Source organism: Corynebacterium kozikiae, from assembly GCF_024580965.1.
GTDB classification, from domain to species: domain Bacteria; phylum Actinomycetota; class Actinomycetes; order Mycobacteriales; family Mycobacteriaceae; genus Corynebacterium; species Corynebacterium kozikiae.
This window is the reverse complement of the sequence record NZ_JANIKJ010000015.1, coordinates 26,780-43,978: the sequence shown is the minus strand read 5'-3', so window position 1 is coordinate 43,978 and position 17,199 is coordinate 26,780. Positions and strand designations below refer to the sequence as shown.

Sequence of the window (17,199 nt, the reverse complement as noted above, 5' to 3'; positions counted from 1 at the left end):
TGTGTCGGTGGTTATAGCGTCGGGGCCACGCCCGGTCCCATTCCGAACCCGGAAGCTAAGCCCGACAGCGCTGATGGTACTGCACCCGGGAGGGTGTGGGAGAGTAAGTCACCGCCGACCTAAAACTTCAAAGTGAACGAGTAAAAGAGCGTGCAGTAATGGAAGGTAAAATACACCTCACCAATTACTGCACGCTCTTTTCTCACACCCAAAACACAGGAAACAACCATGGCAGAACACCACAACCGCAATAACAACCACGAAAGCCGTGGCACCCGCGGCGGTGGACGCAAACAATACGGCGACCGCAACCGCGAAGAACACCGCGGCGATCGTCGCCGCAACGAAGCCAACGGCAACCGCTCGCACAACCGTGACCGTGATCGTGATCGCGATTGGAACCGAGACGGCAAGCGATCTGAAGACAACGGCAACAAGGGCCACAATGGCACGCGCCGCCAACGAGCCGGCGCCAACCGTGACAAGAACTTCACCGGTCCAATGCGTTCCGGCTACCGCGAAGAACGCATCAAGGCACGCGTCAACGAACCAGACCTGCCCAGCGACATCGACGTCAACGACCTCGACCCCATGGTCCTCCAGGACCTCAAAGTGCTGTCCCGTGACAATGCCGATGCCGTAGCAAAGCACATGTTCATGGCCGCAACGCTGCTAGCTGATGATCCCCAACTGGCACTGCGCCACGCACGCGCCGCCAAAGACCGTGCAGGCCGCGTAGCCGTAGCCCGCGAGACCAACGGCATTGCCGCCTATCACGCAGGCGAATGGCGCGAAGCATTGGCGGAACTGCGTGCAGCACGGCGCATCTCCGGTGGCCCCGGCTTGCTCGCCGTGATGGCTGACTGCGAACGTGGCCTCGGCCGCCCCGAAAAGGCACTCGCTATGGCCCGCACTGAGGAAGCAGAGATGCTGGACCCCGAGTCCAAGGTGGAGTTCGCAATTGTGCTCGCTGGTGCCCGCACAGACCTCGGGCAGCTCGACTCCGCACTACTGACCCTCGAGCGTATGAACCCTTCGGAGAAGGCGAAAGGGGAGACCGCAGCCCGCCTGTCTTACGCTTACGCAGACGCGCTTGCGCGCGTCGGTAAGAAAGAGCAGGCAAAACACTGGTTTAAGGTCGCGGCCTCCCAGGATGAGTTTGAATTGTTGGACGCAGCGGAGCGAATCCAGGAGCTTGAAGCAGAGCAAGACTAACGTTGTTTCCACCATGCTGGGCTAAGCTTGAACACCATGAGCTTTAGCACTGCGTATGACGCCCTCCTTTTTGACCTCGACGGCACCGTCTGGCTCGAAGGCAGGGCGTTAGATTTCGCCGTAGACGCCATCAACAACGCGCAGATTCCGGTTGCGTACATCACAAACAATGCGTCGCGCGGACCAGAGGCCGTAGCAGCGATGCTCGGCGAGATGGGTGTTCCTACTACTGCGGACCAGGTGCTCACCTCGGCGCAAGCTGCCATCGGTCTGGCGGAGGAAGTACTTTCACCAGGTGACGGCGTTTACGTAGTGGGCGCGGAATCATTCAAGCAACTCGTGCGTGAAGCTGGGTATTTGGTGGCGGAAACCGCTGATGAGCAGCCCAAAGCGGTGCTACACGGCCACAACCCGGAAACCGGATGGGCACAACTTTCTGAAGCGGCGTTGGCAATTCAGCAAGGCGCGAAGTACATGGCATCCAACCTCGACGCCACCTTGCCCACCCCGCGCGGATTCTGTGTTGGCAACGGCTCGCTGGTTGCGGCAGTCACCAATGCCACCGGGGTGGTGCCGCAATCCGCAGGCAAGCCAGGCCCGGCGATGTTCCATCAGGCCGCACAGCGCTTCGGCGCATCCAAACCGCTGGCCGTGGGTGACCGCCTGGACACGGACATCGCAGGTGGCGTTGCCGCAGGATATGACACACTCCACGTGCTCACCGGAGTCTCCAAGCACTGGGCGTTGCTTCGCGCTGCGGCGGGCGAGCGTCCGACGTTCGTGGCTGAGTCGCTGGCCTGCTTAGACCAAGAACCCGCTTTATTTGCCCCAGGGCCGCAGGGTGGATTCCAAGCTACCGCGCAAGATGGCAACATTGTGCTCAGCGGCGGTGGCAGTGCTACCAACGGCGGTGCTGGGGCAGTTGGTCTGGAGGGCGAGAAGCCCGCAACCCATGCGCTGCGCACGGCGTTGCAGGTGGCTTGGGCAAGTCAATCCCCATTTGAAGGTGAGCTGATCGCTGAGGGGCCTGCGGCACAGGCTGCCGTGGCTGCGTGGGTCTAGCTTCGCACCGAGTGCTGACCTGTAATAAAGCACCGGACCCACGAGAGAACCAAGGAGAGCTCGTGCAACACCAAACACCAAAGCCGGTACCGGGAGATCCCCGCGCTCAAGCTGTGGACCCGGATGAGCTTGTGGCGCAGGTTGAAGCAATCTTTAGCGAACCAACCGACGGCCCCACCGAGGAGTTGGAGCAGCTTCAAGCGGCGCACGCGATCCTCAACAATGCCCTGAAGTAGCAACCCGGCAATGTAGCACCGCAGCAAATCAGCATAAAGCAGGGCAAGTATCTGGGAAGAAATACTGCAAGAAAGGGACACCATGGCAACCAGGCGCAGGTTGGACGCCGAGCTTGTGCGCAGGAAAATTGCGCGCTCACGCGAGCAGGCGCAAGAGATGATTCGCTCTGGGCGCGTTACCGTGGCAGGCATCCAAGCTACAAAGCCAGCCACCCAGGTTGAGCCGGAAGTCTCCATTAAGGTCGCAGCCACGGAGGATGATGACTGGGCTTCTCGTGGCGCCCACAAACTGCTCGGCGCGCTCGCAGCCTTCGAGCCCCAAGGACTGGAGATCAACGGCGCAAGAGCCCTCGACGCTGGCGCTTCCACCGGGGGGTTTACCGACGTCCTCCTGCGCCGCGGCGCGAGCGAAGTCCTTGCGGTGGACGTGGGCTATGGGCAGCTCATCTGGCGCCTTCAAAACGATCCCAGGGTGAATGTGTTTGACCGCACCAACATCCGCCAGATCACCCCAGAACTGCTCGGCGGCACCTGCAACCTCATGGTGGGGGACTTGAGCTTCATCTCTTTGGAACTCACCCTTCCCGCAATCGTTGCCTGCCTCGATGAGGGCGCAGACCTCCTGCCTATGGTGAAGCCCCAGTTTGAGGTGGGCAAAGACCGACTCGGTGCAGGCGGGGTAGTTCGCGATCCCAAGCTGCGCGCAGAAGTGACTGAGCATGTGGCAAACTTTGCTCAATCGCTTGGCCTGGTGCTGCGCGGCGTGGTGGCCTCTCCGCTGCCGGGGCCCAGCGGGAATGTGGAATACTTCCTATGGTTGCGCAAAACCGCAAATGAGCCGCCACTAGATGGCACACTGGTTGCAGCAATGGTGCAACGTGCAGTGGAGGAAGGACCCGCCTAAATGGACACCCTTGGTCAGCAAACCCGCGGTGAGACCCGCCCCAAGGAAGTGTTGTTGGTTGCACACACAGGCAGGCCCATCAACATTGCCACCGCTGGTCTTGCGGCTGAGCTGCTACACGACGCCGGCATTGACGTTCGTGTTGCAGTGCGCGAGGGCGACGAAACCATGAACCACCACCCCGTGCTCAGCCAGTTCAAGCACGTCCCCCACGTACCCGAGTCCGCGATTGGCGCTGAGTTTGTGCTGGTCCTCGGCGGCGACGGCACCTTCCTCCGCGCAGCCGACCTCGCTCACGCGGCCGATCTCCCGGTGCTGGGAATCAACCTTGGGCACGTCGGATTCCTTGCCGAATGGGAAAAGGATTCCCTGGATGAAGCGATGGCGCGGGTGACCTCCGGCAAGTTCGACATTGAGGAGCGCATGACCATCCAGGTGGAAGTGTTCGGCGCGGACGGCGAGCCACTGGGGCAGGGCTGGGCATTGAATGAGGTGAGCGTGGAAAACACGAATCGCCAGGGGGTGCTTGATGCCATTTTGGAGGTCGATGCCCGCCCCGTGAGCGCATTCGGGTGCGACGGTGTGCTGGTCTCCACCCCAACGGGGTCCACTGCATATGCCTTTTCCGCAGGTGGACCGGTGTTGTGGCCGGAGCTGGATGCGATTCTGGTGGTGCCCAACAACGCGCACGCGCTGTTCACCAAGCCGCTGGTGGTGAGCCCGCAGTCAGTGGTTGCTGTGGAATCGCAGGCGAGCGCATTCCCCGCTGTGGCCGTGATGGATGGCTTCCGCAGCATCCCCGTTCCTCCTGGTGCGCGCGTGGAAGTGCGCCGCGGGGAGCGCCCGGTGAAGTGGGTACGGCTGGACAACCGGCCCTTTACGGATCGCCTGGTATCCAAGTTGCGGCTGCCCACCGAAGGCTGGCGTGGCCCGAACGAGGCCAAAAACATCCAAGGCGCCTAGGTGGCAACTTCGCGCAGCTAACACCACGGCTCGCACACCTGTTCCCCTGTGGAGTGGCTGTCTAGGCTACGATGGTGAGCATGCTTGCGGATCTTTCGATCGAAAACCTCGGTGTAATCTCCACCAGCTCCCTTGAGTTCGGCGCGGGACTCACCGTGCTCACCGGTGAAACGGGCGCTGGAAAGACCATGGTGGTGACCAGCTTGCGGCTGCTCGCCGGGGGCCGTGCCGACGCGTCCAAGGTCCGCACACAGGCAACGCAGGCGGCGGTGGAAGGGCGCTTCTCGGTGGACCAACTAGCTCCGCACCTCAAACAGCAGGTGATTGCGATGGTGGAGGGTGCCGGTGGTGAGTTGGATGAAAATGGGGAGATCATTGCCAGCCGAACCATCAGTGAAAAAGGCCGCTCCAAGGCGTATTTGGGTGGGCGTTCCGTCCCGGCCTCCCACTTGGCTGAGTTCAGTGGGGAACTCCTCACCATCCACGGCCAAAATGATCAACTCCGTCTCCTGCATCCGGACCAGCAGTTGGAGGCACTGGACCGCGCGGACGGCAAGATCGAGGCGCTGAAGGCCGCTTACCTGGAGCAGTACCGCAAGTTCCAGAAGCTTTCTAAAGAACTTGCAGAGCGCAAAAACTCCCGTATGGAGTTGGCCCAGGAGATCGACCGCCTGGAATTTGCCATCCAGGAAATTCAAGGAGTGGACCCCCAGCAAGGTGAGGATGCGGAACTGCAGGTGAGCATCAAGCGCCTGCAGGCCGTAGATGAACTGCGTGAACAAACCGTGCTGGCACTTGGCAGTATTGATGGTGCGCAGGCGCTTGAGGAGTTCGCTGGTGCTGGAGGCCCAGGGGGAGGCAGCGGGGATGAAAGCCTAGGCGCCTCGGACTTGGTGGGGCACGCTCTTGGTGCCCTCCGTGGCTCTTCGGACCCGGCCTTGCAGGCAATTTCTGAGCGCCTGGAGGAGGTTGCCGCGGCGTTGCGTGACGTTTCTGGAGAGCTCGGCGCATTCCTGAGTGATCTGCCCGCGGACCCAGCTGCACTCGAGGAGATGCTGCAGCGCCAGCAGCAAATTAAGGCGCTTACCAGGAAGTACGCCCCTGACGTGGATGGTGTGTTGCAATGGCTGGCCAAGGCCCAAGCCCGGCTTGAGGCGATTGACATTTCCCCGCTGGCCCTGGAGCAGTTGGAAAAAGATGTGGCTGCAAGCCAGGTGGCAATGATGAAGGCTGCGGAGAAGCTCTCGGCAGCCAGGCGAAAGGCAATCACGGCGCTCTCAGAGGCCGTCACGGCGGAGCTGCGTGGCTTGGCCATGCCAAAGTCGGTGTTCGGCGTGCGCCATGAGGTAGTAGCGCCAAGGCCCAGCGGGATTGACGCCGTGGAGTTCACCATGGCGCACAACCAAAGCGCCAAACCACAGCCTTTGGCAAGTTCCGCCTCCGGCGGTGAGCTTTCCCGCATCATGCTGGCGTTGGAGGTGATCCTTTCTGCTGGAACTGCGGGCACAACCCTGGTGTTTGATGAGGTTGATGCCGGTGTTGGCGGCCGCGCCGCCGTAGAGATCGGGCGCCGGTTGGCAAAGTTGGCCACCAATAACCAAGTGATCGTGGTGACCCACCTGCCGCAGGTAGCGGCCTACGCGGATACACACCTGCATGTGGTCAAAGATGTGGCCGATGATTCCGTGACCTCCGGTGTGGAGCACCTCGATGAGCAGCGCAGGGTGGAGGAGCTGGCACGGATGCTTGCCGGCCTGGATGATACAGACACCGGCCGCGCGCACGCCCAGGAGTTGCTGGACAAGGCGCAGCAGGAAGTTGAGAGCCTTCGGGCCGGATAATGGATGACGGGACGGGCGGTGTGAGGGGGACAGCAAGCCCGGCAAGCGGCCGGGGAAGCTGCTGGGGCAAGCTGTGGGGCAAGCGGCGGGGCAGCGCAGCCCCGTGCCGCTGTTGGAAAAAACCGCCAAAATATCGGTGTTTTTGCGCGCGCCTCACCGAAAAACGTGTGGTTGTTGGTTTTACTGGGGCGTATGAGTCTGTTTAGTCGCTCCTCTGATCTGCCCGGTTTGCAGGCAACCCTGCGTGACTGCACGGCCAACGCCAAGGGTTTCAAGCGCCTCGGCGCGGGAGACATTGCGGTAGTCAATGCCCCAGATATCAGCCGCCCGCTTGCCCAGCAACTCATCGAGGCGCGCCCAGCAGCAGTGGTCAACGCCGGCCAGTTCACCACGGGCGCCATCCCCAACTTTGGCCCCCAAATGCTGCTCGACGCCGGCATTGACCTCTATGAAGGCGGCGGCGCCGACCTGTTGAGCGCGCTGAAGGACGGCAAGAAGGGGCGCCTGACTAAGGACGGGCAGCTCTTCCAGAGCGAAAAGCTCATCGCCACCGCTGAACCGATTTCCGCGGCACAGGCGGAGGCCTCATTTGTGGACGCGCAGCAGTCGCTGATCGACCACATGGAGGCCTACTTTGGCAACACCATCCAGTTCATCCACTCCGAGGCGCCACTGCTCATTGATGGCCTCGGCGTGCCGGACATGGGTTCGGAGCTGCGGGACCGCAAAGTGCTCGTGGTCAGCCCCACTGCGGGCCACCGCAATCAGGTCAAGGAACTACGCAACTTCATCCGTGAATATGACCCAGCGATCATCGCGGTGGATGACGCCGCCGATACACTCGTAGAACTGGGGATGAAGCCACACTTTATCGTCGGTAATCCTGCCGGGATCGGGGCGGAGGCGCTGCGCAGCGGTGCGCGCGTGGTGCTGCCAGCGGATCCCGACGGTCACGCGGCTGGCCTGGAGCGCATCCAAGACCTCGGCGTGGGGGCGATGACCTTCCCCGCGGCCGTGGACAGCGCTTCTGATTTGGCGTTGCTCTTGGCGGATTACCATGGTGCAGAGTTGATTGTGCACGCAGGCAGTGGCTTTGATCTGGACTCTGTGTTTGCTGCCCAGGGCGAGGCCTCTCCGGCAACGCTGCTCACTTACGCCAAGATTGCTCCGAAGCTCATTGATGCCCGCGCGATGGCAAACCTCTATAGCGTGCGCAGCAACACCAATCTCACTTGGTTGTGGGTCATTCTTGGCTTGCTGGTGCTCATCGGGGTGCTCGGCGTGATCGCGGGCACCAGTGGTAACGGCACGTTCACTGAAAACCTCATTGACACGTGGAACAACCTGGCCTTGAGTTTCCAAGGTCTGTTCAACTAGCTTCCGAGCTCACGCAGAAGGATCGATTCGATGGCACAAAAGACTGGCCGTGGTGCTGCGGCATTGGCAGGTATTGCATTTGGCCTGGCCGCAGGCGTGGCAGCGGGTACCTACCTGTTGGCGCCCAACCTTCCGGGTGGCCAATTGGCGCAGGAACAAGCGCTGACCGCCGAGCGGGATGCCGCTAAGTTGGAAGTTGAGGTGGCCAATGCGCAGTCGGCAAGCGCGGACACCTTTATCAAAGAGGTAGCCCCCACGGCCGTGCGCGGCGCTCTGGAGCAGCGCCAAGTGCTCATTTTGCGCACCGCAGGCGCTTCCGATGAGGACTACCAGGGCTTGCAGGCGCTACTCCGGGAAGCCGGTGCCGGTGATTCCGGGACCATCACATTGGAGGACAAGTTCTTCAGCCAGGATGGTGCAGATGAGCTCAAGAGCCTCATCACAAACACTCTTCCCGCAGGCGTGCAGCTTTCCGTGGATCGCCTGGATTCCGGGACCCACGCCGGTGAGTCCTTGGGCAGTGCGCTCGCGTTGAACCCAGAAAATGGCCAGGAGCAGGCAAGTTCAGAGGATCGCGCAATTATCCTCGGGGCTTTGAGCGACGCCGGCTTTATCAGCTACGCAACTGGCACCATTTTGCCTGCGCAGTCCATCATTTTGCTCACGGGTAACAACGGCTCGCCTGAGGCGGCATTCGCTGCGGAAAACCAAGCCAACTTTGCCCGTGCCTTGGACTCCCGCGGCGGCAATGTGGTGGTAGCCGGACGGGTGTTTGCGGCGGGTGAGCAGGGTACGCTGGCGCTGCTCAGGGAAAACGCGAATGCCCGCGAGGACGTAAGCACCGTGGATTCAGTAGACCGCGCCTGGGCGCAGGTGGCAACTGTGCTCGCCGTGCGTGAGCAGCTCGATGGCCGCTCGGGAGCCTATGGCACCGCCGCGAGCGCCGAAGCTGTAGCACCTGCGCTGCCAACCACCGACAACAACTAACATGCAGCACGAGTTCGAGGTCCAAAGCTCGGAGCTCTTAGTGGACGCTCCAATTCTCGCAGTCCGACGCGACCAGGTTCGCATGCCGAAAGGCAGCACGGCCGCGCGAGAAATCGTGGAGCACTTCGGAGCTGTTGCGGTGGTGGCCTTTGATGGCGCCCGCATCGCGATGATCCGGCAATACCGGCACGCGGTGGGGACGCGGCTGTGGGAGCTTCCCGCCGGCCTGCTGGACGTTGCGCAGGAGGACCCACTGGAATGTGCCAAACGAGAACTGCAGGAAGAGGCGGGGCTCGCGGCACAGGACTGGAAGTTACTGGTAGATGTGGTGCTCAGCCCTGGCTTCTGTGATGAAACCGTGCGTGTGTACCTTGCCCAAGACCTCAGCGAGGTGCCGCGGCCTGAAGCTGGCGATGACGAGGAAGCAGACCTCACATTTGAGTGGGTAGCGCTCGAAGACGCCGTGTACATGGTGTTGAGCCAGCAAGTGCACAACTCCACCGCGGTTGCGGGCATCTTGACGGCCTGGCAGGTGCTGAAAGGCGGCGCGCAGGCCCAAGACGCAGATCAGCCTTTCGAGCTGCGCCCACGGGCCTTGGCTGCACGGCGCCAAGCTGAGGGATTCATAGGGGACATGAAGAAGGTCCCGCGTGGCCGCTAAGCCTAGCTCGGTAGTTGAGGCCTGGCTCACCCACCTGGCCATCGAGCGTGGGGTGAGCGCCAACACCTTGAGCAACTACTCTAGGGACCTGCGCCGATACCTTGACTACCTGGAGTCACTGGGCCGCGAGGATCTTTCTGCGGTCACCCCGCAGGACTTGGAGGGGTACCTGCGGGCGCTGAGGGCCGGGGACCCCCAGAAGGGGCTGCGGCCTTTGGCGGCGTCGTCAAGCGGCCGCGCCCTGGTGGTGGTGCGGGGCCTGCACAAGTTTGCGCTCGCGGAGGGTCTGATTCCGGTGGACGTGGCGGCGGAAGTCTCGCCGCCGAAGACAGCGAGGGACCTGCCGGATACGCTGCGTATCGATGAAGTGGCGCGGCTGATTGATTCGATTCCGGTGGATGATGCGGCCACGCCGCAGGACTTGCGTGACGCCGCCCTGGTGGAGTTCTTGTATGCCACCGGGGTGCGCGTCTCGGAGTGCACCGGACTCATGTTGGATTCTCTGCCGGAGATTCGCGATGGCTTGGTGCGGATCGTGGGTAAGGGGAACAAGGCGCGGGTGGTGCCGGTGGGAAGCAAGGCCATTGAGGCTGTGGACCGCTACGTGGTGAGGGGGCGTCCGGCGTTGGCAGCGGGAAAGTCTCACGCGCTGTTTCTGAACCAGCGCGGCGGTGCGCTGTCTCGGCAGAGCGTGTGGCAGGTGTTGAAGAACCGTGCTGAGGGTGCGGGGATTCGCCAGGAGATTTCGCCGCACACGCTGCGGCACAGCTTTGCCACACACCTCATGGAGGGTGGGGCAAACGTGCGTGTGGTGCAGGAACTCTTGGGGCATTCGTCGGTGACCACGACGCAAATCTACACGCATGTGACTGCTGATAATCTGCGCCAGGTGTGGGCAACCTCCCACCCTCGGGCGTAATCTGGCACAGCGAGAGTCAAGCCCTGGTGCTTGAAGATTGGGCAAAAATTACAGCAGTGTATTTTTCCCCTTAAGGCGCTAAACTGGTGCGCAGTATTGCCTTGTAGTTGCCTAGCAAGAGGCATATGAGGAGCAACCCTTTGGGAGAGCGGCACACGGCCGCTCGAAGCTGGTAGCTGAAAAGTCAAGGAAGAGGGATTGATATGGCGGCTTCGGCGCAGGATGCAGGACTGTTTGATCGTCCCGATCCACAGGTGGGCCTCACCGGCCGCCCGGTGCGGGAAATCCCCGAGCCACCGAAGCTAGAAAAGCACGGACCGGCCACCATCATCTCCATGTGCAACCAGAAAGGCGGGGTGGGGAAAACCACTTCCACCATTAACCTGGGTGCGTGCCTTGCTGAAGCGGGGCGCAAGGTGCTCCTGGTGGATCTTGATCCCCAAGGTGCGCTCTCCGCGGGCTTGGGTATCCCTCACGATGAGCTGGACCTCACCGTCTACAACCTGTTGGTGGACCACCACACCTCCATCCATCAGGCAATCCACTACACCTCAGTGCCCGGATTGGACCTCGTGCCGGCGAACATTGACCTCTCTGCGGCGGAGATCCAATTGGTCAATGAGGTGGGCCGCGAACAAACCCTGGCTCGCGCGCTGCGCCCGGTGATGCGGGATTATGACTTCATCATCCTGGACTGTCAGCCTTCGCTCGGCCTGCTTACCGTGAACGCCTTGGCGTGTTCGCATGGCGTGATCATCCCGATGGAGTGTGAATACTTCTCCCTGCGTGGCCTGGCTCTGCTCACGGATACCGTGGAAAAAGTGCGAGATCGGTTGAACTTCAACCTGGAGATCGTGGGCATCCTGGTCACCATGTTTGATCGTCGCACCACCCACGCTCGGGAAGTAATGAGCCGCGTCGTGGAGGTGTTCGACGAGCAAGTCTTTGACACCGTCATCACCCGCACCGTGCGCTTCCCCGAAACCTCCGTTGCCGGTGAGCCGATCATCACCTGGGCACCAAGTTCCCAAGGCGCCCAGCAATACCGGCAGTTGGCTAGGGAAGTCATTGAGCGCACCTCCGCATAGAGCCTCAGCTGTGCCTGATGAACCGCAGCAGCAGGAACTGCCAGGCTTCCGGATCATCCTAGAAAACTTTGAAGGCCCCTTTGACCTCCTGCTGCAACTCATCCAGCGCAAAAAGCTTGACGTCACCGAAGTAGCACTTTCAAAAGTTACCGACGAGTTCGTGGCCTACGCCAAAGCGCTCGGCGAGTTTGCCCCCTTAGATGAAGTCACCGAGTTCCTGGTTATCGCGGCCACGCTGCTAGACCTCAAAGCCGCTCGCCTCGTGCCCCGCGGCGAGGTGGACAATGAGGAAGACCTAGCCCTTCTGGAAACCCGGGACCTCCTCTTTGCCCGCCTGCTGCAGTACAAGGCATACAGCCAGGTGGCGGACCTCTTTGCCACCTGGCAGGCCCAAGCCCAGCAACGCTATCCGCGGCAAGTGTCCATGGAGGCTCAATTTGTGAACCTGCTTCCACCGCTGCAGCTTGGTCACACTGCCCAGTCCTTCGCTGAACTCGCCGCCGGGGTGTTTCGCCCAAAGCCACCGGAGACGGTTGCGGTGGGGCACATTCATGAGGTCGCAGTTTCTGTTCCCGAACAAGCGGGCAAGGTGTTGGACACACTGCGCCTTGTGGGGGCGCAAAATTGGTTGAGCTTCGCCGCACTCACCCGCGACTGTGAAATATCCATGCAGATTGTGGGTAGGTTCCTGGCACTACTAGAGCTGTATAAAGCCAAGGCGATCAACGTGGACCAGCCCGAGCCACTCGAGGAGCTCAAGGTGGCGTGGACCGGGATCGAAGTGGACCCAGCTGTGGTTGCCGCGAGTAACTGGGAGTAGCGCGCCATTGCGCGGGAGGGGTGTGGCGTGGATCAATGCTGTGCTTACGCGCTTGGCTGCTCACACCAGCTTTCAGCACTTCTCAGACCTAGGTACACTTGAAAACCTGTGACAATTGGCACTTTTGGGCGTGAGCGGAAAGGGAGGCAACGGTGAGCATTGTTGTGGTGGCCGGCCTCGCGTCCGGGGTTGGCAAAACCACCGCAGTGGCCGCAATCCTTCAGGTGCTGCGCAGGCGGGGGCGTGACGTCGTCCCTGTGAAAGTGGCCCGCCTCGCCGGCACCGCTGCAAAGACGGACATCAACACCGTGGAGAAGCTCACAGGCTCCAAGGGGCTGGATTTTTCCGACGAACCCAATCCGATCGCTGCCGTCCAGGAGCTCCAAGCCACTGGCAAGACCATTATCGTGGAAGGCTCCGGAGGCCTCAGCGTGCCACTCATCGGGCACAAGACCATTGCTGACATCGCAGCGGAGCTTCACGCCCCGCTTGTTGTGGTATCCGGGATGGCTCCTGGCGCGGTGAGCCTCGCGGTGCAGGCCGTGGAGTTTGCGCGCGCCTGTGGCGCGAAGGTGGAAGGGCTGATCGGTGGCAAGCTGCCCGCCGGGGCTGATCTACAAACCAGGTTGATGTTGATGAAGGTGAGTAACGCCACCAACGTTCCATTCTTGGGCAGCATCAATGACGGTGTGGGCAATTTGGAAGCCGAGGAGTTTGCCAAGCTCACCACCACAATCATGCTCCCACCGCAGTGGTGACACCGCAGTGGTGACGCCGCCGAAGATTTGGGAGACGTTTGGGCGTGGGGGCGCAGGCACCGTGATCCTTGCCCGATCTACAATGCCTTGGTGGCACCTGCTCGGCGCGGGTGGAAAGGACATTCATGGAAATACTCATCGCGATCATCGGATTGCTGCTGGTCACGGTCATTATGGTGGCCGTGGGGGAGCGGACTGGCCTGCCCTGGCCAGTGCTGCACACCCTCGTTGCTGCTGGTGCGATTTTTGTGCCGTGGATTCCTAATATTTCCATCCCGGCAAATCTGATTCTTCCAATTTTCATCCCGCCACTGCTGTGGGCGCTTGCGCGGCGCACGAGCTGGCAGGCGATTCGCAGTGAGTGGCGCACGGTACTCATGCTGTCCGTGGCGCTGGTGCTGGTGAGTGCTTTCGCGGTGGGGGTTACGGCGTATCTGCTGATTCCTGCGCTTTCGTTGGCGGGCGCGTTGATTATTGGCGCTGCGATTGCCCCGCCGGACCCGGTGGCTGTGGATGCCGTGGCAGAACCTGCGGGTGTGCCGCATCGCATCACGAACACGCTGCAAACTGAAGGGTTGTTCAATGACGCCGCCTCGATTGTGGTGTTCAACCTCGCTCTAAGCGTGCTGCTGTCCGGGCAAGAGGTGAGCCCTTGGCGTGCGGTTTTGACGTTCCTATATGCGGCCGGCGCGGCGGTGCTCATCGGCTACCTGCTGGGTTGGGGCTTCGCGAGGCTCCATTCTTGGATGAGTAATTCTTCCACCAGAATTGCGCTGACCTGGGTGATTCCTTTTGCCACCTACATTATTGCTGAAGAAGTTCACGCCAGCGGTGTGATCGCGATTGTGATCGCTGCAATTACCTTTAGCTCGAAGGCGGACCAGATGGCGGAAGATCGCTTGTCTGGAACGGCGTTTTGGCATGTAGTGGAACTGCTGTTTACCGGCGTGGCCTTTGGGTTGATCGGCTTGAGCGTGCGCAGCGCCATTGAGGAGGTAGGGTCCAGTCTGTGGCACGCGGTGTGGGTTGGCGTGGTGCTTTCCGTTGTTGCCATCGCGGTGCGCGCCGCGTGGATGTACGGCATGTATCGCTTTAACATGCGCAAGGGTGTGGCCACCGGAGCGCCGCTGCGTCTCCAAGAGGTGCTGCTGTTGACCTGGGCGGGAATGCGGGGGCTCGTCACCCTTGCGCTGGTGCTGGCCATTCCCGCCGGGACATCGTTTGCCATCTACCACGAGGTGAGCGTGATTGCGCTGACCGTGCTGTTCTTCACCATGGTGCTGCCAGGGCTTACCCTGCCGTGGCTCATGCGAAAGCTCACACTGGCCAGCGCCCAAAACTCTTTTGGTGACCAAGAACGCGAGGCCCTCATCCGCGGTGCGCGGCAGGCAGCGTTGGAAACGGTGCAGCACCACGCCCAGGACATCCCTCATGAACAACTCGAGGCCATCCAGTCCGGTATCCGTGGCGTCTTTGACGTGCCGGAAGAGTTTGAACAGCTCACTGCAGAAGAAAAGATCAGGCTGTACCGCGAGCACACGTTGAAGGCAGCCGTATACCGGCTCGAGGCGCTACGGGCCTCCCAGGTGTACCTGCTGCAGGCGCGCAAGCACGCCAAAGTGGATCCCGTAACAGTGGATGAGCTGCTCATGGACGTGGACCGAAAGATCGTGATTGCCAAGCAGCGCGTGGCCCAGGCGAAGGAGCAGGTGCAATGAGTGGGGAAGCTGGGTCTATTGGTGTTGGCGAGGTTCGTGGCGGCATTGAGGCGATCCTGTTGGTTGTGGACGAGCCGGTGAGGCCTCGCGCCCTTGCTGCGGCGTTGGAAGTTCCAGAAGCTGATGTGCTCGCGGTGCTGCGGCAGATCGCCGCGGAATACGACGAGCGTGAAAGCGGCATGCGTCTGGTGGAAACCGCCGGGGCGTGGCGCTGGTACACCAGCAGGGAATACGCCCCTGTGGTGGAAAAGTTCTTGCTCGGCGGGAGCCAGGCGAAGCTCTCCCGTGCGGCGCTGGAAACCCTGGCCGTGATCGCCTACCGGCAGCCCGCAACCAGGGCGCAGGTTTCTGCTGTTCGCGGCGTGAACGTAGACGGAGTGATGCGTACGCTCGCGCTGCGCGGGCTGATCCGGGAAGTGGATATGAAGAGTACTTTGGCGGACCCGGAAGAGGGGACTGCGCCACAGGGCGGTCACGGCGCACAATACTTTGAAACCACTGAGCTGTTCCTGGAGCTTCTCGGCATCGACTCACTGGAGAGACTTCCAAACCTTGCGCCCCTGCTCCCCGAAATTGACGCGATCGAGGATTACTAGGCAAAGGGGTGGTGTAAGGCGGAGTGTAAGCCCCCTTGGCCCGCATCAGCCTGACAATCCTGACCATCCATCCACTTGCGCTCCACTCACCTCAGGCGTAGGGTGGTATAGCTTAACAATCAAATATCTACCACCCATGTGATCATGGGGTGAGGAATACATCGTGGCACCAACCGCTCGCCGTGACGGCACACCGGAAAAAGGACGCAAAAATCCCCGCGCACAGCGCTCTGCGAAGCAGCGCAACGCGGCTCAGGCCCAAGGCACGGGGCTGGGTCCGGGGCAACACCCAAGCAAGAAGAAGCCGCACCGTGGCCAGGGCAATCCGCAGAACACCGGCCAAGGCAGGACCGCTGGCAATGGAAAGGTCCAGGGAAAGGCCCAGCACAAAGCAGGCAAGCGAGTGCGCTCTCGCTACGAGCAGGACAGCGTTGGTGGGCTGAGCGACGGCCGCCGCACCAGCGAATCCCAGATGCTGCTCTCCAACGCCAAGCCCGCGCGCCGCCAGCATGTGCAGCAGCCTACCGGCAATCTCCCAGCCCCAGAGGGGGAGGGCGTACGCCTGCAGAAGGTGCTGGCCCAGGCTGGTGTGGCGTCGCGTCGGCACGCTGAAATCCTGATTGACGCTGGCCGCGTGGAGGTCAACGGCAAGATTGTGATGGAGCAGGGCGTGCGCGTGTACCCGGATCGGGACATCATTCGTGTGGATGGCGTGCGCATCAACATCAATGAGGAACTTCAGTATTTCGTGCTCAACAAGCCACGCGGGCTGCACTCCACCATGAGTGATGAGTTTGGGCGTGCGAACATCGGCGACATCGTCGGTGAAAAGGTTGCTGCAGGTCAGCGCCTGTTCCATGTGGGGCGCCTCGACGCAGATACCGAAGGCCTCCTCCTGCTCACCAACGACGGCGAACTCGCTAACCGCCTCATGCACCCACGCTACGAGGTGTCCAAAACCTACCTTGCTACCGTGCTCGGCGAGGCTGACCGCGAGTTGATCCGCACCCTGCGCAACGGCATCGAGCTGGATGATGGCCCGGCGAAGGCAGACTACGTCCAGATCGTGGACGTCTACCAGGGCAAATCCATCCTGCGCGTGGAGCTGCATGAAGGCCGCAAGCACATTGTGCGCCGCATGCTCAAGGCAGCCGGGTACCCGGTCCAGCGCCTGGTCCGCACCAAGCTGCACACCATCCAGCTCGGCGAGCAGACCCCCGGCACCATCCGGGCACTGAATCGCAATGAGCTGGCCAGCCTCTACAAGGCGGTGGATCTGTGATGCACTCCAATGCGATTTCTAACATGCCAAACGGCGGGTTGATCGTTGCCGTGGATGGCCCCTCCGGCGCCGGTAAATCCACCATCTGCCGCACCCTCGCGGCACAGCTCGGGGCGAAGTACCTGGATACCGGTGCAATGTACCGGGTGGCCACCCTGCACGTGCTCCGCGAGGGCATCGACCCCCAGGATGCACAGGCAGTCGCGCAAGCCACCGAAGCGCTCCCGCTGAGCATGAACGACGACCCCGCCTCCCGCGAAGTCCTCCTGGCAGGAATGGACGTGCAACACGAGATTCGTGGCCCCGAGGTGACCAACGCGGTGTCCGCAGTGTCCGCCGTCCCAGCGGTTCGCGAAAACTTGGTTCGCCTGCAACGCACCCTGGCCACCCAGGCCCACCGCTGCATTGTGGATGGCCGGGACATCGGCACGAACGTGCTTACCGACGCCCCAGTGAAGGTGTTTCTCACCGCAAGCCCTGAGGTGCGCGCGCAGCGCCGCTTTGAACAAGATCGAGCAGCAGGCCGTGAAGTGATTTTTGAACAGGTCCTAGCGGATGTGGTTCGCCGCGATGAACTGGATTCCACCAGGGCGCTCAGCCCTCTGCGCCCCGCGGAGGACGCCACGATTGTGGACACTTCCGAACTGAACCTACATGAAGCCATTGAGGCCGTACTCACCCTGATTGAACGTTCCGCTGAAAGGAGCAAGCAGTGAGCAACCGCGAACAAGACGAGCAGGAAACCCAGTTCGTGTATCACTCCCAAGGCGGC

At 61.6% G+C, this 17,199-nt stretch carries 17 protein-coding genes and 1 rRNA gene; all 18 read left to right on the top strand.

The features are described 5' to 3' along the window. Positions 1-3 precede the first annotated feature (3 nt). Positions 4-120 (top strand): 5S ribosomal RNA (gene rrf / locus NQ018_RS09000). 108 nt (positions 121-228) lie between these two features. Continuing rightward, on the top strand, positions 229-1,215 hold the full coding sequence (locus NQ018_RS08995) for a tetratricopeptide repeat protein (protein ID WP_257060474.1): 987 nt from the start codon (positions 229-231) through the stop codon (positions 1,213-1,215). A gap of 36 nt (positions 1,216-1,251) precedes the next feature. Next, positions 1,252-2,277, top strand: a complete 1,026-nt coding sequence (locus NQ018_RS08990; RefSeq protein WP_257060472.1) for an HAD-IIA family hydrolase — start codon at positions 1,252-1,254, stop codon at positions 2,275-2,277. A gap of 62 nt (positions 2,278-2,339) precedes the next feature. Next, positions 2,340-2,513, top strand: a complete 174-nt coding sequence (locus NQ018_RS08985) for a hypothetical protein (protein ID WP_257060470.1) — start codon at positions 2,340-2,342, stop codon at positions 2,511-2,513. Between the two features lie 82 nt (positions 2,514-2,595). Continuing rightward, on the top strand, positions 2,596-3,417 hold the full coding sequence (locus tag NQ018_RS08980; RefSeq protein WP_257060468.1) for a TlyA family RNA methyltransferase: 822 nt from the start codon (positions 2,596-2,598) through the stop codon (positions 3,415-3,417). After that, positions 3,418-4,380, top strand: coding sequence for an NAD kinase (locus NQ018_RS08975; RefSeq protein ID WP_257060466.1), 963 nt, complete (start codon positions 3,418-3,420; stop codon positions 4,378-4,380). A gap of 80 nt (positions 4,381-4,460) precedes the next feature. Continuing rightward, positions 4,461-6,221, top strand: coding sequence for a DNA repair protein RecN (gene recN / locus NQ018_RS08970; protein WP_257060464.1), 1,761 nt, complete (start codon positions 4,461-4,463; stop codon positions 6,219-6,221). Positions 6,222-6,404: 183 nt separating this feature from the next. Further along, the gene (gene steA / locus NQ018_RS08965) at positions 6,405-7,598 is read left to right on the top strand and encodes a putative cytokinetic ring protein SteA (protein ID WP_257060482.1); all 1,194 of its coding nucleotides are present in this window, start codon (positions 6,405-6,407) and stop codon (positions 7,596-7,598) included. Positions 7,599-7,628: 30 nt separating this feature from the next. Then, complete coding sequence (locus tag NQ018_RS08960; RefSeq protein WP_257060463.1) at positions 7,629-8,585, top strand: copper transporter; 957 nt, start codon at positions 7,629-7,631, stop codon at positions 8,583-8,585. Position 8,586: 1 nt separating this feature from the next. After that, a complete protein-coding gene (locus NQ018_RS08955) occupies positions 8,587-9,246 on the top strand; it encodes an NUDIX domain-containing protein (RefSeq protein ID WP_257060461.1) in 660 nt (219 codons plus the stop codon). Next, a complete protein-coding gene (xerD, locus tag NQ018_RS08950) occupies positions 9,236-10,165 on the top strand; it encodes a site-specific tyrosine recombinase XerD (protein ID WP_257060460.1) in 930 nt (309 codons plus the stop codon). The genes NQ018_RS08955 and xerD overlap by 11 nt, the downstream gene beginning before the upstream one ends. 203 nt (positions 10,166-10,368) lie before the next feature. Further along, positions 10,369-11,253: a ParA family protein gene (locus NQ018_RS08945; RefSeq protein ID WP_257060459.1), complete on the top strand. Its 885-nt coding sequence runs from the start codon at positions 10,369-10,371 to the stop codon at positions 11,251-11,253. A 10-nt stretch (positions 11,254-11,263) separates the two neighbouring features. Then, on the top strand, positions 11,264-12,073 hold the full coding sequence (locus NQ018_RS08940; protein ID WP_257060458.1) for a segregation and condensation protein A: 810 nt from the start codon (positions 11,264-11,266) through the stop codon (positions 12,071-12,073). A gap of 152 nt (positions 12,074-12,225) precedes the next feature. Next, positions 12,226-12,831: an ATP-dependent dethiobiotin synthetase BioD gene (bioD, locus tag NQ018_RS08935; protein WP_257060457.1), complete on the top strand. Its 606-nt coding sequence runs from the start codon at positions 12,226-12,228 to the stop codon at positions 12,829-12,831. A 125-nt stretch (positions 12,832-12,956) separates the two neighbouring features. Further along, a complete protein-coding gene (locus NQ018_RS08930) occupies positions 12,957-14,549 on the top strand; it encodes a cation:proton antiporter (RefSeq protein WP_257060455.1) in 1,593 nt (530 codons plus the stop codon). Beyond that, complete coding sequence (gene scpB / locus NQ018_RS08925) at positions 14,546-15,145, top strand: SMC-Scp complex subunit ScpB (RefSeq protein ID WP_257060454.1); 600 nt, start codon at positions 14,546-14,548, stop codon at positions 15,143-15,145. The genes NQ018_RS08930 and scpB overlap by 4 nt, the downstream gene beginning before the upstream one ends. A 163-nt stretch (positions 15,146-15,308) precedes the next feature. Further along, complete coding sequence (locus NQ018_RS08920) at positions 15,309-16,427, top strand: pseudouridine synthase (RefSeq protein ID WP_373566926.1); 1,119 nt, start codon at positions 15,309-15,311, stop codon at positions 16,425-16,427. Further along, positions 16,427-17,143, top strand: coding sequence for a (d)CMP kinase (gene cmk, locus NQ018_RS08915; protein ID WP_257060479.1), 717 nt, complete (start codon positions 16,427-16,429; stop codon positions 17,141-17,143). Before NQ018_RS08920 ends, cmk begins: the two co-directional genes overlap by 1 nt. The last annotated feature ends 56 nt before the right edge of the window (positions 17,144-17,199 follow it).

Excerpts from the sequence above, each read along its gene's own strand:
- NQ018_RS08930 (WP_257060455.1), top strand. The coding sequence starts at position 12,957 with ATGGAAATACTCATCGCGATCATCGGATTGCTGCTGGTCACGGTCATT.
- NQ018_RS08955 (WP_257060461.1), top strand. The coding sequence starts at position 8,587 with ATGCAGCACGAGTTCGAGGTCCAAAGCTCGGAGCTCTTAGTGGACGCT.
- recN (WP_257060464.1), top strand. The coding sequence starts at position 4,461 with ATGCTTGCGGATCTTTCGATCGAAAACCTCGGTGTAATCTCCACCAGC.
- NQ018_RS08975 (WP_257060466.1), top strand. The coding sequence starts at position 3,418 with ATGGACACCCTTGGTCAGCAAACCCGCGGTGAGACCCGCCCCAAGGAA.
- NQ018_RS08980 (WP_257060468.1), top strand. The coding sequence starts at position 2,596 with ATGGCAACCAGGCGCAGGTTGGACGCCGAGCTTGTGCGCAGGAAAATT.
- NQ018_RS08995 (WP_257060474.1), top strand. The coding sequence starts at position 229 with ATGGCAGAACACCACAACCGCAATAACAACCACGAAAGCCGTGGCACC.
- NQ018_RS08990 (WP_257060472.1), top strand. The coding sequence starts at position 1,252 with ATGAGCTTTAGCACTGCGTATGACGCCCTCCTTTTTGACCTCGACGGC.
- NQ018_RS08960 (WP_257060463.1), top strand. The coding sequence starts at position 7,629 with ATGGCACAAAAGACTGGCCGTGGTGCTGCGGCATTGGCAGGTATTGCA.
- scpB (WP_257060454.1), top strand. The coding sequence starts at position 14,546 with ATGAGTGGGGAAGCTGGGTCTATTGGTGTTGGCGAGGTTCGTGGCGGC.
- cmk (WP_257060479.1), top strand. The coding sequence starts at position 16,427 with ATGCACTCCAATGCGATTTCTAACATGCCAAACGGCGGGTTGATCGTT.
- NQ018_RS08945 (WP_257060459.1), top strand. The coding sequence starts at position 10,369 with ATGGCGGCTTCGGCGCAGGATGCAGGACTGTTTGATCGTCCCGATCCA.